Here is a 16,218-nt window from a genome sequence, read left to right as displayed (position 1 = left end):
AAGCTATATGGTCAGTTGGATATAGGCGAGCGAACCTCCGCCAATACACACCCATAATATGATACCAAGCAGCAGAGGCTGAAAGCCTGCCGTACGTAGTTTTTGCACTGTTATACCTGAACCAATCAAAAACAAGCAAACAACCAGCATTCGTTTAGAAAGCGTGAATACTTGTTGGTATATTGATTGGAAATCGGGTAGTGCATAAGCAACTAAAATGGCTAGGCAATAGAAGAGAATAAAATATGGAATACTTATTTTCTTTCTGTCGCCCTTAAATAAAAGTGCACTGAGTAAAGCGATTGGGATGATCCAAAGCGCCCGGGCCAGTTTTAATGTTGTCGCGGTTTTAAGTGCTTCATCACCATAAGCACCAGCAGCACCGACAACTGATGAGGTGTCGTGAATGGCGATAGCAGCCCATGTTCCAAATGCATGTTGGCTCATTTCTAATGCGTGACCGATAACGGGAAAAATGAACAGTGCAATGGCATTGAGCACAAAAACAGTGGCGAGTGCTAGCGAGGTTTGATCGTCTCGCGCATTAATGGCGGGTGCGACAGCAGCAATGGCACTGCCACCACAAATTGCAGTACCTGATGCAATAAGGTGACCCGTTTTTTTATCCAGTCGTAGCAGTTTTGTTAGAGCAAAACCGAGTACTAAGGTAAAGAAAATAGATCCAACAATTAGGCCAAAGCCTTGCTGGCTTGCTGCGACGGCCTGATCAAGGTGAATACCAAAACCAAGGCCAATAATAGAATAAGACAATAATTTTTTGGTTAAAGCAGCAAGATTAAATTGTGTTGGTACAAAACCTAATGTTGCTAAGGTGAATCCCAGTATGAGAGCGATGGGGGAGCTAATAAAAGGCAGCAGGCAAAGCAGTGCAACAGCAATAAACAGATAGTCTGATTTGGTGCATCTAGAAAACGTATTATATAGTTGTGACATGAAAGTTCGATAGACGACATTAATGTCGTGTGAGTATACGAGGAATGGACAGTTCGTAAAATTTAAAACTTTTGATGCTAGGGTTAAATTTAATTGAATATGTTACTTTCTAACCCATTTCCCAGAAGAGTTTTGGTAGTAATGTCCAGGATCTGTTTTTTCGACTGCTTTTTTATGTGCAATTTGACCAACTTCACGTGGTGATAATCCATGGGATACCGCAATTTTTTTAAACCGCTCTTTGCGTCGATTGTTTACCGTTGATACTAGTTTTTTTACTTCTTGTGACGGTCGAGACGTCACTGGTGCAATAAATCCCGAGTTTGTCTCTCCGACTAACCCTTGATCTTTGGCTTGTTGCAAATCTAACGCAAACGCGTTGAATGATATTAAAATGGGAATAAAAAAGATCAGTAAATTCTTCATGGCATGCTCCCTGCCTGATTAGAATACATCGTCATCACTGAATAAGTCATCAATTTCCTTATCTACTTTAATCCGGATTTCATGTTCAATTTTTACATTTAAATTAACTTCAATGGGTTTGTCTGAAGCGGCAACTTGTACTGTTGGTGTACAACCAGACAATGAAGATACCATTAACATGCTAAATAATGCTAAGAGAATCGGTATATAGAAAAGCTTAAGTTGAATATCCATTAGCTACAACCCTATTAAAACTGCAAGCGCAAAATGCTACTCATCTATACCAAGCTGCTTTAAAAACATACTTTCCAGCTTCGAAGAATTGATGACACTGAGTGTCTTTAGTAATGCTGGAATATCATCTTCAATATTGAGGTTCAAGTTAATGGGTTGTCCTTTCAAAAAGTCAGGATTATGCCCTTTAAATCGAGAACTCATATTAAGTTGACCTTCTTTAGAATAGTCTAGATCAACCGATAACGAGTGGTAGTTATAATTTTTGAGAATCCGACTAATCATTGCAAGGCTATTTTCACCGGCGGCTTCGATGTTTTGGTCGATTTTTGAGCCTTCTTTGTATTTTAAAACTCCACCGGGATAGCGAGCATGAAGTGTGCCATTTGTTACCACAGGCAGGCCATCGTTAAAGGCCAAAGGCAGTGTGCCATCTAACGTTCCCGTCGCTTCAATATCTTTTAAATCAATACTTTCTATGAGCTTGGTTAAATCTAAACCATGAATGATAATCGGTGTTGTTGGGATATGACGAAGGCTATTGCTTTGAACATCATGAACGCTTATAGAGCCGCCTAAGCTATAAGCATTTGCTCGACGTAACCTGTAACGTGATGTTTGTGTATCAAACTCGAGAATAGCGAAGAGATTCTCAAGTAATACGCCTGCATGCAAATAGCCAGCATGAATGCTGATCGGGTGGATAGAGCGAATACCTAGCGGGGTTATTTGTGATGTTAAGGCAATATTGACATCGGCAAAATGAATATTGTTAACATAGCCACTTAACCCATCAGTGAAAACGCCAACCTTACCTGTCCATAGATTGTTTCGGCGTGCAAATTTGGCATCAAAACTAACGGTTCCGCTGTTCAAATCATAGGTAGTTGGTAAATGCGGTAAAAAATACTTCTTTAGTGTTTTTTTAGCGGTAAAGACAATGTCGTTACGGTGTAGCGTTATATCCGCATCTTGCGATTTGGTATTGTAGCGAACCTTAAATGGTAACAAGCGAACCTTTTTGTTATTCGTTGTGATGCCGTCAATAAGGATATTGTCGTTAAGGTACGTTATAGCGCCGCTCGCAAACATTGAAGGCAGTGGCTGGGCATTTTGAGTTATGTTAACCCCAATATGATAATCGCTACTTAACTGGAAACTCGACACTGTTTGCAGTGCCTGTTTGTTACTAAAAAGGCTCGATAATGTACTATTCGAAAATGTGGCAGTTACTTTACTTTGGTATTTTTGTACAGGAAGCTGATTCTTATTTTGTAGGGCATTTTTTTTGCTCTTTGGATGTCGGCGTGTTGATTTAGTTTCACTGTTCGTGATCAGCTGTTGTGCCGAGATATTAGCGGTGAGAGATAAAGGTTTATCTTGAATTTTCACGGTTAGGTTTTTGGTGGTATTGCTAGCAAATTGTTGTGTGACATTGATACGTTCAGCGATAAGTTGCAGTTTATCGGCTTTAGTTTCGACCCAAGTACCACCTAAATACATTTGTAGCGTTTCTACATTTATCCGTGATTGGTTCAATTCGGCATCAAGAGTATCCGTGGTCCAATGAATGGCAATCGCACTCTGTGCTGTAATTTTGCTTAAGACGATGTCTGGCGAAGGCGATAGTGTGCCAATCGCACTTTTAATATGTAGCTTAGAGTGACATTGTAACTTGCCTTGGGGGGGAGCGTTTGTTTTCGGGGCTTGTTTTTTTCCTTTTAAGCTAAACGGTATTTGACAGTTGAATGTTGAAATCTTTGTCGTAAATTGGCTGTCAATTTCTTGGTTAGAGAAAGATAGTACCTCTGGCTTATTGGTTGAGGTTGTTTTTTCATCAAGGCTTAAACGTACTTGGTCATTTTCATAAATAGCATTTAAGTTGAGCGTACCATCGGTACGAAGAGCAACTGAAGAGACGCGCCGCTCTAATTGTGTTGCCGTATTCAGGGCTGGGTGCTGAAAAGCATACTTGTTCAAATTGACATTAATACTTTCGGGTAAAACAATCTGGATACGATAGTGGGTTCTTAATACATCTTGGTATTGATAGTAAGAGGATTGAGGCGCTATCGTATCGGTGTCAGCGGTCTGAGTTTTTTTGCGTGGTGGTGCTAGTTGAAGGCTGGTTTGAGTTGCAATCAATTCTATGGGTTTATTTAAGGCCGCATGAGGCATATCAAACAACTTTAATTTGTTAGTGAAATCTTGCGTGTGTTTGAAGTTTGCGCTGCAGTTCAGTTTTTTGGGTAAGGGGCTCGAGAAGTTAACATCGGCTTGGCAATCAAGGCTGTTACCTTTTGGTCCCGATATAGTGCCAGAAAAGCGAGCGTCAAGATTGCCAGTATGCTTTACCAGAACGTTAATATTATAGGGATCAGGCCCAAGCGCTTGACCTTTTAAGTGCAACTTTGCCTTCTTATTTGGTCTATTCATTCTCACTCTGGGTGTTTCTAGTACTAATCGTGATCGAATGATTAATTCACCATAACTGAATTGTTTAATTTTTACCTTTTGTAATGGCAACTGGGCAAGGCTTGCTATTGCCCTGCCTAAATGGATGCCATCGTGCTCATCGTCTGGCTTTTCAATGAATTCGGGGAGGTTTGCAGGCCGATCAAGGGCAAGGGCATCTGCTGTGAGCTTTATAGTGGTAGTTAGTTGGCTAAGGTCGGTACTAAACGTAATGTTTTCGCCATGTTGTTGGAATCCATGCGTGGTTGATGGCCATTGTGGGTTCAAACTATCGATATGTACGCTGAGCGGGGTGGTATAAGGTTGCCAGCTAATTGAAAAATGCGTTTTATTAATATCAATGGGGTATTGATGAGTATGTACATCCGCAGGATGCAGCGCGGTAATGTGCGCAGCATTAAAGTCACCCGTTAATGTGATAAAAGGCTCCGTCGTTAAAACAAGGTTGAGGTCATGCACTTTTTGCTGAATTGGCTGAGCACTTTTTCCCTTTAGATACATTGAGGCCAATCGAGCATTGGCACTGAAAACATAAGGGGGAGAAAGGTCAGTTAAGTTGAAAGTGACATCGTATAAATCAATGTCACTCATTGTAACGCCTTGCTGGTGAGTTAATTGTCGTAGTGTCGGCGCAAGCCGAACTTTTGTGTGCTCTGACGTTAAGCGCCAAGAGGCATCAGAGATGGCGCTTTCATCATCGACGAAATGTTCCAGCACCAACTGTTTCATCGTGATGGTATAACTGTTTATAGAGATAGCAAGTTCGTTAATGACAATACGTTTGCCCAAGCTGATCCCAGAGATAGCATTAATTTCGATGCCTTTCGTTGCTAACCAAGGGGGAAGAAGTATGGCCGGAATAATGATTAAGGCTAATAGAAAACAAAACCCATAAAAAAACACCCTGACTTTACGACGGTGTCGAGGGGGAGGAGGACGTGATGATGGTGTTCTACTAGCGTTCTCTTCAGTGTTATCCATGAACTCAACATACAACAAAAAAATTAAGCATAATTAGCGAGTCGCTCACATAAGCATAATCGGTGTGGCTAAAGTTGTTACATAAATTAGTCCTATTTATTACTGAGGCCCAATGCAGGGCACGCATGATTATCACCTGTTGTCTAATCAGCGACTTTTACAGAATAAAATATCGAACCTTGGAAAACCTATTGAAATATAGTGATTTTTTTATTGTTTTTTTTGTAGGTTTAACCTGATAATTACGTTGCTGGAACGCTCGATCTTGACGTTATTCACTGAGTTTTTGTGCTTATTTAGTGAATGGCTCTAATTGCCAATAAAGGGATGGTTGATTCTTTATGTTAAAACTGCGAGAAAGGGTTAACAAATACATAAAACGATAACAATCATCAGGACGTGATTATGTCAGACAGTGCTTCAATCCAACCCGACTCCGAAAATAGACTGCGTTTACCTCAGCTAATTAAATCTTTAGGCCCAGGCATCATGATGGCGACTGCCGCTGTTGGTGGCTCTCATTTAGTGGCATCAACAAAAGCGGGGGCGATTTTTGGCTGGCAGCTTGCGCTTTTTATTCTGGTTGTGAATTTACTTAAATACCCGTTCTTCCGTGCCGGGGTGCAATACACCATGGGGACGGGAAATAGCTTGGTTCAAGGCTACGATAGCATGGGACGCGCCTATTTATGGGTGTTTACTGGTTTGAGCTTAATTTCCGGTATTGTAAATACCGCTGCCTTACTGCTATTTAGTGCGAGTTTATTGGGTTACTTCCTACCAGTGACGCTGTCACTCCCTGTTTTATCTGGTGTTGTTGTTTCTGCTTGTTTGGCAATATTGTTTGCGGGCCACTATAAAGCGTTAGATAAGCTATCCAAAGTCATTATGGCTGTTTTAGTGGTAGCAACGGTGAGTGCCGTCGCTATTGCTGCGAGTAATGGCAGTGCGGCTGCGGCAGATTTTGATGCACCATCTGCATGGTCTATCGCATCTATTGGCTTTATTGTTGTCATGATGGGGTGGATGCCTGCACCGATTGAAATTTCGTGCCTTACATCACTGTGGTTGAAGAGCCAACGTAAAGAGCAAAATGTTACATCGCAGTCTGCATTATTTGATTTTAATGTTGGTTATATCGGCACGGCTGTTTTGGCTGTTGTCTTTCTGTCTTTAGGGGCACTAGTTCTACACGGCACTGGGGCAGAGCTAAAATCGTCAGGTATTGGCTTTTCGCACCAACTTGTCAGTATGTATGCTTCAACAATTGGTGAGTGGTCTCGTTACCTTATTGCAGCAGTCGCTTTTTTCTGTATTTTCGGTAGTACGATAACGGTTATCGACGGTTATTCTCGTGCAATGGCAGAGGCACAACTATTACTTCAGAAGAAAGAACTAGGTCAACGTAAATACCACAATGCTTGGATGTTGGTTATTGCTATATCTGCAATGGCTATCATTCTTTTTTTCAGCTCAGCGCTGATGCCTTTACTTGATTTCGCAATGATATTGGCCTTTATGACCACGCCAGTATTTGCATTACTTAACTATCAGTTGGTAGCAAAAACAGCGTTACCGAAAGCTTTGCAGTGGAGCCGCTCGATGACAGTACTGTCTTGGGTTGGCTTAACGTATCTATTTGGATTCTTAGCGGTATTCATTTGGTGGAAATGGTTAATGTAACCGACTGAAACCGTAATACTTCAAAGGCCAGCATTTGCTGGCTTTTTTGTTTCTAGGTCTTGAAATCTTAATATGTTCAATATTCATCAATTACTATCAACGAAAGCTGAAAAGTGATTGTTCATTGACTAACCTTATCAAGGATTAATCGGTAATCTATAACTTCGTATCAACTCAGACATGAAAGAGGCCGCTATGTTGGGTGAAGAGCACTCTCTACTTAATGATTTTCCAGAGTTTAAAGAAACCATTAACGCTTTAGTTGAAAGTGATGAATCCTTTAAAAACCTAAATAAGCAATACAATGCAATGGATAAAGAAATTCGTACATTGGAGTTACGAGGCTCACCCATAGCAGATGAAGAAATGCATCAACTAAAACATGATCGTTCTGAGTTGAAAGATAAGTTACATCAGCGGGTAAAGGCAGAAAAAGAAAGTTAGCGTTAAAAAAGTTAAGCGGTAAAAAAGGCCGGATACAGACAGGATGTGGTTAACTTTCGTATCCGGCTAGGTTTCCATGTTGGATATATTGCTTATCGTTTTTAGAATCTGGTGTGTTATGAGTGGAGCGTAAAGGTAAATATAATGCCTATCCAGCCAGTGATGGCTCACTCAGAGCATTCTTTACTTGCTTGGTCGATTTGCTTACAGGAATACTTAAGTCACTGTTTACCATTTTAATGGCGTGAATAAGGGACTCTTTAACGTCTTCGTTTTCCTTTGCATCGAGCGCATGTAGGGCTCTAAATAATGTTTTCTGCAATTGAACAATTTGTTCGCCAGCCTGTTCTAGCTCTAGGTATTCAATGGATGCGATCTCATTGGTACGTTTATTTATTATCTCGCTGGGTATCGCTACACGGTTAACTACAAGCTGTGTGGTGCAGTGTTTAAGGTAAGAGATTGTTTGAGAGAGCGACTTAGAAGGCTGTTCCATGCAGTAATTCCTTATTGGTAATATTTTATGCGTAGTTCCTTATTCGCGTTAAACCAATATATTTTAGCGCAAGGCGTTGATTATTAACCTAGATCAAAGGGACTGACTTTGGGAGGCGTATATCACGGCCTTTTATTCATTTTTATGAGTAAGATATCACCTTGGTGAGAAAATCCTCGGGGGATATACAAGTAATTGTGAATATAAATTCTTAAATTTGAATGTGCTACAGTTGCCTGTATATGATTTTATCCTCTTGGTTTATCTAATGCTCTGGTTCATTGAGGTAAAAAAGCCAGTTTGTTGATACACGTTCAAACTCTTCAATACAAATGTCTTCTTGCTCTGTTTTGAATTGTTTTTCGATATCATCTAATAACTGGGGATGACTTTCAGGATCACTACCATATACAAGGCATAACGTATAATAAAACCGTTGTATATCGAGGCTATGTTCATCGATGAAATCCAGACTTTCAAAATGATCAACTTCCTCGTCTTCAAGCGCAAAAAGATCTGCGGCACTAATAGCGATAGCATCGCCATTATCAACGAAGTTAAGTAACACTATGGTCGCAAAACTATCAACGGCATCTTCTTCTTTACCTAATACCGGAATGCTATTTGCTTCTATGTAGGCATGGCCAAGCTCATGCAAGAGTGTATGAAGTAATGTATCGAGGGCACTGAGTTGAATTAAATGGGTATCTTGGCTGGTTTTATGTGCCTGCTCAGACATCGATGAAGTAAATCGTTCCGTCGCATGGTGCCAAAAAGAATAAGGAATGTGGATTTGATGTAGTTCTGGGTCATACAGTGGCCCATCTTCGGTACCAAAAATAATTTCTACTGGTGGCGTAAATTGCACGATAGACTGGCTTAATTGGCGAATGATATCGATCGTCTGAGATTGCTGTATCAAGGTTATTGCCTGAGTGTCTTTTTCATTGGTGCTCGGAAGAAAAGATATTTGAACGCTAGCTTTGGCCTTTTCATTTGCTAGAGCGGTAAAAGGCAAACAAGTTAATACGCTAAAGCCAATAATAAATAGAGGAAGTAGGCGTGTGCCTATCGAATAAAAAGCCATATCGTCTCGCTAAGTGTGTTTGATTTAATACTTTTATTAAGGGTGGTACAACAGAGCATGGATTTCAAAATAGATGTGAAATCTGTATAAACTCGTGGTAGCAACTGAAGGGCTGAGGTATGGTGATAAATAGAATGAAATGGATGTTTGCATCAATGGTACTGGGGAATACGTGAATAAATTATTATCTTTTGAAGCATTATTGGTTCTTGATGCGATTGAGCGTCGTGGCAGTTTTGCTGCGGCTTCTGAAGAACTTGGGCGGGCGCCTTCTTCGCTGAGTTACCAGGTGCAAAAATTAGAACAAGATTTAGATCTGGTGATCTTCGATCGTTCAGGGCATAAGGCGGTATTTACTAAAGCAGGGCAATTACTATTAGAAAGAGGTCGATTATTACTAACTGCGGCCGATGAGATGATTTCAGATGCGAGTGCATTAGCACACGGTTGGGAGCTAGACTTAACTATCGCTTATGATGGCTTGGTAAAACTTGAACATCTTTTGCCATTAGTTGAAGGACTAGGGCAACAAAGTAAAACCCGTTTACGTTTTCAAGAAGAAATATTGGCGGGATGTTGGGAAGCGTTAGCCCAAGATCGCGCCGATATATTAATTGCGCCAGCACCTGCCGTCGCTCCGCCAGAAGTTAAAATTAAACCTTTAGGGACATTAGACACGGTGTGGGTTGCGCATCCTGATCATCCTATTCATCAGCATGATGACCCATTAGATCCGGCGGTAAGAAAACTATACCGTGGTATCGCTGTTGCTGATACAGCAAGAAGTCTGCCACCGCTTACGCATAATATTCTCGATGATCAGCCATTATTAACGGTTAGCTCAATGAATGGTAAAGCTGCTGCGCTTAAAGCTGGCCTAGGTATTGCGACATTACCTTCTAGCTTTGCCGAGCAAGCCATTGCCAATGGTGAACTGGCCGTTATTGGTGATGATCCGGTTTATGAATTAGAGCTGGTGGTTGCATGGAACCGTAGCAGAATGGGTAAAGCTAAAACATGGTGTGTTAAACACATTGAATCATTGTGGAAAAAGCAATTTTCTAAATAATTTGTGTGGTGGTAATGGTAGGAAGAACACACGGCACGGAGATAGCTAGCACGTGCCGTGAAAAGGTCTTTAATCTAAAGAAATGTTTTCTAGGCTCACTTCAGTTGTAAATTTAACCGTTCTTAGAGAAAGTGAGGTATGAAACTTTCTAATATTCAGGTCTTTACGCAAAGAATTCTCGATGAAACTCTCATACTCAGGAATCCCTTTGACTTGAATAATAAGCAAAAAGTCATAACTCCCAGATATCTGATAACACTGGGTAACTTCTGGATATTTTAATATCGAGGAGCGAAAGCTGTGGTAAATGTCTCCTCTGTCACTGTCCATTTCGATGGAGACGATAAAGGTTATTATATTTCCGACTAACTCTGGGTTTACTAGAGAGACGTCACCAATAATCGCCCCTTCTTCGCGTAGACGTTTGACTCGCTTCAGACAGGCTGGTGGTGAGAGTCCTACTTCATCGGCAAGATCGACATTAGGAATTCGATTATTCTTTTGTAAAACCATCAGAATGTTACGATCTATGCGGTCAATGTTCAAAATTTCTCAAACCCCTATTTTTTATTAATATTTAAAGCTAATGGTAAGTAGATAAGAAATTAATCACTACTTGAGGCGCTAAATACAAAATACTCTTAACTAAGATAGCTCTATCATAGCAGCATTCAAACACAGAAATAAGCTAACGAAAATGAGCCGACTTTTGCAAGAATTTAAACAGTTAGGGATCGATATACTGTCTACAACAATGACTTTATTTAAGGTCATGATCCCCATGATTATACTCATTGAAATTGCGGATAAACTCGGTGGCGTCGAGCTATTAAGCGATCTATTAGAGCCATTAATGGCCATACTAGGCTTACCGAGTTCAATGGCTTTAGTTTGGGCGACAACGATGCTGACGAACCTCTATGCGGGGATTTTAGTGCTAATCAATACTGAGGCAACCCTGACTGTTGCTCAGGTTACGGTGCTTAGTAGTTTGCTTCTTATTTGTCATGGATTACCTTTGGAGTCAACGATCTCGAAGAAAGCAGGTGCTCCTTTATGGGCGATCGTATCTTTGAGAGTGGTTGGAGGGCTTCTCTTTGCTTGGCTGCAAAAAGTTTACTTTGACGCGACATCAACAAATCAGCACGTTACTAGAATACTGTGGCAAGGTGAGAGTAAAGTGTATGACAATTATTTTGATTGGGGCCTTGGCCAACTTGAAAGCCTAATAAGCATATTTGTCGTTATTGCGATACTGCTTTGTATGCTACGAATTTTGAAGCTGTTAAAGATAGAAAATCTGATGGGGTTGATTCTTACTCCTTTATTAAAGATGCTAAGGGTGAGTAAAGATGCTGCAAATTTAGCCGTTGTTGGTATTACATTAGGTCTTTCATATGGTGGTGGGCTAATTATCAATGAAACTAAAAACGGTAACTTGTCGCGTGCCGATGCGTTAATTACCGTTCTGTTACTTAATTTGCTACACAGTATTATTGAAGACACCGCGTTAGTTTTGCTGCTAGGGGCCGATTTAATGATGGTTTTATGGGCAAGGATAATTTTTTCTATTGTTGTTATGGTGGTTATTTCCCGCATATACATGGCTTACAGAAATAGAAAAGAGTCTTTAGACGGTAATTCATTATCACAGTCCTAGTATGAGGATGCGTGGTCTCACGCAGGGAAAGATTCGAGTGATTACGCGGCATGTAAAAACATGCCGCAATGCTAATTTATAATCACTCGAGAGGCAGCAACATTTCCACGACACCATCCTCCATTTGAATATCTATTTCAAAACCCACTTTTTGAGCCAACATGATCATCCCTCGGTTGGCTGGCATTGTCATCCCCGTAATACGTTTTAAGCCTTGTTCACGGCAATAGCGGATGATTTTATTCATTAGAATACTCCCAAGGCCAACCCCTTTTAGATCAGACCTAACGAGAATAGCGAACTCAGCGTTGATGTTTTCAGGATCGGATAGGGCACGTGTAACGCCGATAATTTTCTCACTTTTTTCACCGCTATCATTACTATCTTCCACGGTTGCGACAAAAGCCATTTCGCGGTCAAAATCAATTTGTGTGAAATTAGCCAGCGCTTCATGATTAAACTCCCCAACATCAGAGAAAAAGCGTTTGTAGAGATCATCAACCGACACATGAGATATAAAATCTGCGTGCTTAGGTTCATCTTCAGGCAAAATTGGCCTTAGCAGGATACGCGTCCCATCCTTCAGTGCGACTTCCTCTTCATACTCTTTAGGATAAGGGCGGATCGCTAATCGTTGCTGTTTATTCCCTTTAAACGAACGAATAGTCATCGAGGCGTCAATGACGGTCATCTCATTACCTGACGCTAATAGCGGATGAATATCAAACGTTTTAATTTCTGGGCAATCGATAATTAACTGCGATATTTTCACTAAAAGCTTACACAGCGCTGGGATATCGATACGCTCAGGCAGACTTCGTTGTTTGATTTTTCCTGTTTTAATCGCATTAATCACCATGTAACGCGCTAGCGCCATGTTTAATGGTGGGATAGCGACAGCAGCATCTTTATGAATGTTCCATTCTGCGGCATCTTCGCCCATCAAAATGACTGGGCCAAAAACTTCATCGTTATAAACAGAGACTCGAAGCTCCTGTGCACCAGAGCGTTTCGCCATCCGTTGTACTAAAAGGCCATCAATACGCGCATCAGGGTAATTGAGTGAAACACGGTCAAGAATGGCTTGTGCACTGTTTGCAACTTCAGCTGCTGTTCTTAGATGCAACATAACGCCATGAACTTCTGATTTATGGTGAATGTCGGGTGATCTAAGTTTTACCGCTACAGGGTAACCAATTTGTTCGGCTATATGCGCAGCTTCTGCCGGATCGGTGGCTATCCATGTGGGTAGAGTTTTAAAACCATAGCTTTCTAAGACGGGGCGAACTTCATGGGTTTCTAACTGGGTAATACCTTGTGCTAATAAATGGTTGAGCACGTCATGAACATGTTTTGGATTTGCTTGAATCTCACCAAATGAGACGGGTGTTTCCATTAATTGTTTTTGGTTTCGACGGTATTCCACAAGGTGCATGAAGGCTGATACCGCACTTTCAGGCGTACGATAAGCTGGGAATCCAGCTTCTGTGAACGTATAGCGAGAAACAACTGCCTCATCTTCACCTGCCCAATTGGTTAAAATATTGAACTTGCGAGTACGAGGGTGATTTTTTAATACTTTCACAAGACGCTTTGCTGCTTCCTGACCCGGTGCGATTGCAGAAGGTGAATGCATAATTAGCAATGCATCGAAATCATCACTATCAAGCAGTACTTTTATTGATTCTTCATAACGGTGAATATCGGCATCACCGATGATATCGATTGGGTTTGATTTAGACCAGCATGACGGCAATATATTGGATAATTTGCTGGTGGTTTCTTCACTCAATTGCGCTAGCTTTCCGCCTCTATCTGAGAGTGCGTCAACCGCCATAATTGCTGGCCCGCCGCCATTAGTGATAATTGCGAGTCTTTCGCCTCTTAGGGGAACAGAATGTGCAAGGGTTTCTACGGCAGCAAACAGCTCATGTGTATTGTGTACGCGTAGCATCCCTGAACGTCTGATAGCTGCATCATACACCGCATCTAAACCCGGATTTCCCCCAGTATGTAGGTGGGCTGCAGCGCTTCCGGCTTGCGTGCGACCACTCTTAAGAACCAAAATTCGACGGTTACGCGCGGCGGCACGTGCTGCTGACATAAAGCGACGAGCATCTTTCACCGAATCAATATAAAGCAAGATAGCTTCTGTTTTACTATCGCGGCATAAGGTATCGAGCAATTCAGCAAAGTTAATGTCGCAGGCATCGCCGAGGGATAAAAATGTTGAGAAACCAATGCTTTTATTTTTTGCCCAATCAAGAATTGTGGTGCACACAGCGGCAGATTGAGAGATAAAAGCAATGTTACCTTTATTCGCTGCAATAGGTGAAAAAGAGGCGTTCAGGTTTAACCATGGCAGGATGAGTCCCATGCTATTTGGGCCAACAAGACGCATACCATAGCGTTTCGCCATGCTAAACATCTTGGCTTCTTCCGTATCACCATCTTTGTTGATAGCGTTCATGCCAGCAGCCAAAACAATGGCGACTTTCACGCCTTTTTCACCGAGTTGGCGAATAATGTCGACATTTCGGAGTGCGTTGGTACAAACAATAGCGAGGTCGGGGACACGAGGTAAGCTATCTATCGTTGGGTAAGCCAGTACGCCAGCAACGGCATCATACTTTGGCGTGACGGGCATGATTGGCCCGTGAAATGAACCTGAGAGCAGGTTACGTATTACGACATTTCCTGCGCGACTAGGGTTATCTGAAGCACCAATAACAGTAATAGATTTAGGTTTAAGAAGCTTGTCTATTCCTTCCATAGTACGACACTCGCTTATCTTGTTATTCATTATGATTTGAGTGTAACGAATGACGGTTGGAGTGTCTGACTAAAGTATGCGGGCTGTGATCAATGCCTATACAAAAACAATATGCTTTTCATGGTTGTAGCGAGATATGAAGATTGTGCCTGCTTGTTGCCGCAAGCTATTACGGCGACAAGCATATAGAGCAAACTACGAGGTTTAAACTTGGTAACGCGTTTTATCACCAATGTCATAATGCAGTGGCATTCGCCACTTTGAAAAAGCGGCAATCGCTAATAAAACGGCACTCGCCATACTAAAAACAATACTAAGTTGTGTTGAACCCAAGACAAAGCAAAACCAAAAGCCCGCAAGGCAAAGTGGTGTTAGTAATAGCACTTTAAGTTGAAAACAGAAGTATTCCTTTATCGCTAACGCACTAAAACTAAACAATGCGGCACCAATAGCAAGTGGGAACCAAATACCGGTCATTTGCCAGATGGTGGCAAAAAGAGCACTGCCAAGGATCAGCCAACGAAAACGTTTATCGTAGATATGCACTGTTGTTGTCGCGATTAGTGCCGCCATGATCAAACCTGTTCCAGCAAGGTTTGGCTCCCAAGCAATTAATGCCATAATTACAGCCGAGGCGGAAAGTGCACAACGATAGAGAATTACCGTCAACTTGTCTAAAGCGTCTAATTCGCACTGAATGTGAGGATCGGCCATCATATAACTCCAATAAATATCGAAAAACACAGCCATTTTACGCTTATTTCGTGTGACGTAGGGCAATAGTTATTGATCTATATTAACGTTAGGGTTGAATGGGTTAAAAACCAGCGGCAGAATGGGGGTAGTATTTTTATCTGGCAGAGTAATAATGAAAAAACTAGCCGTGATTGCCGTCGCGTCAGCCTTAGCAGGGTGTGCATCAGAACCACAAACCACTCAGATAGTGACGTCTTCAACCGAAGAAGTGTATACAGAATCGCAGCTTGGTTTTATAGATGCGACAGGTCAAACGACATTGAATGAAGACGTTGTTGTTGCTGACACACCAGTAGCAGAAGAAACAACGGCAAGTAAAGTTATCAAAAAAGCGGCGGAAGAAACTCAGCAGCAAGAGCAGGAAATTGCCGCATCCTCTCCTAAAGAAAGCAGCGCCCAAATTAAAGGTATCACTCAGCGTGGTTACACTATTCAAGTACTTGCGTTAAGTCACAATAAAGGCTTTACAACGTACATGAATAAATTACCTTCGGATAAACCCGTCTGGATGAATAAAAAAGACTTAAACGGGGTACCTTGGTTTACGTTGTTGTACGGAGAGTTTGATACAAAGGAGCAAGCCAAAGTGGCTTTGAACGCTTTACCAAAAGATGTACGTGATTTTGGACCGTTCATACGAAGCATTGATGATATTAAATTATCCACRTCACCGAAGTTGACAAAATTAAATTAATTTCAATGAGTTAACCATATAAAAAGGCAGTCGAGAGGCTGCCTTTTTTTGGTTTTTATTTCCTATTTTCTAGAAATATAGATTTTAACTATTGATCATTTCAAGAGTTCTTGTAGTATTGAAATATGAACAGAGATAACGCAACGACAATATTTGACTCACTGTCTTCAGCTGTACGGCTTGACGCTTGGCGTCTGTTGGTTAAAGCCGGTCATGAAGGCAAAGTCGCAGGGGAAGTGGCAAAAGAAATGGGCGTTGCCCCAAATTCTTTATCATTTCATTTAAAGGCAATGTTACATGCTGGGTTAGTGTCGGTTGAACAACAAGGGCGATACCAGCGGTATAGAGCAAACATTCCAGTCATGATGGATTTAATTGCCTACATGACAGAAGAATGTTGTAACGGTGATGAAACAGCAGATTGTCATCCAAATAATCTGAGTAAAGTCTGTAAACCATCTGAAAGTGAATAGATGTAAGTTTCAT

At 41.4% G+C, this 16,218-nt stretch carries 15 protein-coding genes; 6 read left to right on the top strand and 9 right to left on the bottom strand.

The window, feature by feature from the left end:
- Positions 1-3: 3 nt before the first annotated feature.
- From L4D09_RS12920 to L4D09_RS12905, 4 genes are all read right to left on the bottom strand, one after another.
- Entirely contained in the window at positions 4-954 is a 951-nt protein-coding gene (locus L4D09_RS12920) for a YeiH family protein (protein ID WP_428457918.1), read from the bottom strand.
- 102 nt (positions 955-1,056) lie between these two features.
- Positions 1,057-1,380, bottom strand: a complete 324-nt coding sequence (locus L4D09_RS12915; RefSeq protein ID WP_428457917.1) for a YdbL family probable chaperone protein — start codon at positions 1,378-1,380, stop codon at positions 1,057-1,059.
- Between the two features lie 18 nt (positions 1,381-1,398).
- Positions 1,399-1,614: a YnbE family lipoprotein gene (locus L4D09_RS12910; RefSeq protein WP_428457916.1), complete on the bottom strand. Its 216-nt coding sequence runs from the start codon at positions 1,612-1,614 to the stop codon at positions 1,399-1,401.
- A gap of 36 nt (positions 1,615-1,650) precedes the next feature.
- Entirely contained in the window at positions 1,651-5,070 is a 3,420-nt protein-coding gene (locus L4D09_RS12905; RefSeq protein ID WP_428457915.1) for an intermembrane phospholipid transport protein YdbH family protein, read from the bottom strand.
- 405 nt (positions 5,071-5,475) lie between these two features.
- Between L4D09_RS12905 and L4D09_RS12900 the strand changes: the two genes are divergently transcribed.
- The gene (locus L4D09_RS12900) at positions 5,476-6,753 is read left to right on the top strand and encodes an NRAMP family divalent metal transporter (protein WP_428457914.1); all 1,278 of its coding nucleotides are present in this window, start codon (positions 5,476-5,478) and stop codon (positions 6,751-6,753) included.
- A 195-nt stretch (positions 6,754-6,948) separates the two neighbouring features.
- Positions 6,949-7,197 carry an HP1242/YdcH family protein gene (locus tag L4D09_RS12895; RefSeq protein WP_428457913.1) on the top strand — a complete coding sequence of 83 codons (249 nt, stop codon included), beginning with the start codon at positions 6,949-6,951 and terminating at the stop codon, positions 7,195-7,197.
- A 148-nt stretch (positions 7,198-7,345) separates the two neighbouring features.
- Here the strand turns inward: L4D09_RS12895 and L4D09_RS12890 are convergent, their stop codons facing one another.
- The gene (locus tag L4D09_RS12890; protein WP_428457912.1) at positions 7,346-7,693 is read right to left on the bottom strand and encodes a hypothetical protein; all 348 of its coding nucleotides are present in this window, start codon (positions 7,691-7,693) and stop codon (positions 7,346-7,348) included.
- A gap of 265 nt (positions 7,694-7,958) precedes the next feature.
- Complete coding sequence (locus L4D09_RS12885) at positions 7,959-8,780, bottom strand: DUF4344 domain-containing metallopeptidase (protein WP_428457911.1); 822 nt, start codon at positions 8,778-8,780, stop codon at positions 7,959-7,961.
- A gap of 172 nt (positions 8,781-8,952) precedes the next feature.
- Between L4D09_RS12885 and L4D09_RS12880 the strand changes: the two genes are divergently transcribed.
- Complete coding sequence (locus L4D09_RS12880; protein WP_428457910.1) at positions 8,953-9,849, top strand: LysR family transcriptional regulator; 897 nt, start codon at positions 8,953-8,955, stop codon at positions 9,847-9,849.
- Positions 9,850-9,918: 69 nt separating this feature from the next.
- Here L4D09_RS12880 and L4D09_RS12875 read toward each other — a convergent pair whose 3' ends face one another.
- On the bottom strand, positions 9,919-10,395 hold the full coding sequence (locus L4D09_RS12875) for an Lrp/AsnC family transcriptional regulator (protein WP_428457909.1): 477 nt from the start codon (positions 10,393-10,395) through the stop codon (positions 9,919-9,921).
- A 163-nt stretch (positions 10,396-10,558) separates the two neighbouring features.
- Here L4D09_RS12875 and L4D09_RS12870 point away from each other — a divergent pair, with 163 nt between their 5' ends.
- Positions 10,559-11,509, top strand: a complete 951-nt coding sequence (locus L4D09_RS12870; protein ID WP_428457908.1) for a hypothetical protein — start codon at positions 10,559-10,561, stop codon at positions 11,507-11,509.
- Positions 11,510-11,591: 82 nt separating this feature from the next.
- On the opposite strand, the gene L4D09_RS12865 is transcribed toward L4D09_RS12870, so the two are convergent.
- Both L4D09_RS12865 and L4D09_RS12860 read right to left on the bottom strand, forming a co-directional pair.
- Positions 11,592-14,282: a bifunctional acetate--CoA ligase family protein/GNAT family N-acetyltransferase gene (locus L4D09_RS12865; protein WP_428457907.1), complete on the bottom strand. Its 2,691-nt coding sequence runs from the start codon at positions 14,280-14,282 to the stop codon at positions 11,592-11,594.
- A 204-nt stretch (positions 14,283-14,486) separates the two neighbouring features.
- Positions 14,487-14,996, bottom strand: coding sequence for a DUF2301 domain-containing membrane protein (locus tag L4D09_RS12860; protein ID WP_428457906.1), 510 nt, complete (start codon positions 14,994-14,996; stop codon positions 14,487-14,489).
- A gap of 154 nt (positions 14,997-15,150) precedes the next feature.
- Here L4D09_RS12860 and L4D09_RS12855 point away from each other — a divergent pair, with 154 nt between their 5' ends.
- Together L4D09_RS12855 and L4D09_RS12850 are read left to right on the top strand one after the other, a co-directional pair.
- Positions 15,151-15,732 carry an SPOR domain-containing protein gene (locus L4D09_RS12855; protein ID WP_428457905.1) on the top strand — a complete coding sequence of 194 codons (582 nt, stop codon included), beginning with the start codon at positions 15,151-15,153 and terminating at the stop codon, positions 15,730-15,732.
- A 125-nt stretch (positions 15,733-15,857) separates the two neighbouring features.
- Positions 15,858-16,205, top strand: a complete 348-nt coding sequence (locus L4D09_RS12850) for an ArsR/SmtB family transcription factor (RefSeq protein ID WP_428457904.1) — start codon at positions 15,858-15,860, stop codon at positions 16,203-16,205.
- The last annotated feature ends 13 nt before the right edge of the window (positions 16,206-16,218 follow it).

Source organism: Photobacterium makurazakiensis (assembly GCF_050336715.1).
Taxonomy (GTDB): domain Bacteria; phylum Pseudomonadota; class Gammaproteobacteria; order Enterobacterales; family Vibrionaceae; genus Photobacterium; species Photobacterium makurazakiensis.
This window is presented reverse-complemented; position numbering and strand designations above follow the sequence as displayed.

Coding starts and splice junctions, on each gene's coding strand:
- L4D09_RS12920 (WP_428457918.1), bottom strand. CDS start 954: ATGTCACAACTATATAATACGTTTTCTAGATGCACCAAATCAGACTAT.
- L4D09_RS12915 (WP_428457917.1), bottom strand. CDS start 1,380: ATGAAGAATTTACTGATCTTTTTTATTCCCATTTTAATATCATTCAAC.
- L4D09_RS12910 (WP_428457916.1), bottom strand. CDS start 1,614: ATGGATATTCAACTTAAGCTTTTCTATATACCGATTCTCTTAGCATTA.
- L4D09_RS12905 (WP_428457915.1), bottom strand. CDS start 5,070: ATGGATAACACTGAAGAGAACGCTAGTAGAACACCATCATCACGTCCT.
- L4D09_RS12900 (WP_428457914.1), top strand. CDS start 5,476: ATGTCAGACAGTGCTTCAATCCAACCCGACTCCGAAAATAGACTGCGT.
- L4D09_RS12895 (WP_428457913.1), top strand. CDS start 6,949: ATGTTGGGTGAAGAGCACTCTCTACTTAATGATTTTCCAGAGTTTAAA.
- L4D09_RS12890 (WP_428457912.1), bottom strand. CDS start 7,693: ATGGAACAGCCTTCTAAGTCGCTCTCTCAAACAATCTCTTACCTTAAA.
- L4D09_RS12885 (WP_428457911.1), bottom strand. CDS start 8,780: ATGGCTTTTTATTCGATAGGCACACGCCTACTTCCTCTATTTATTATT.
- L4D09_RS12865 (WP_428457907.1), bottom strand. CDS start 14,282: ATGGAAGGAATAGACAAGCTTCTTAAACCTAAATCTATTACTGTTATT.
- L4D09_RS12860 (WP_428457906.1), bottom strand. CDS start 14,996: ATGGCCGATCCTCACATTCAGTGCGAATTAGACGCTTTAGACAAGTTG.
- L4D09_RS12850 (WP_428457904.1), top strand. CDS start 15,858: ATGAACAGAGATAACGCAACGACAATATTTGACTCACTGTCTTCAGCT.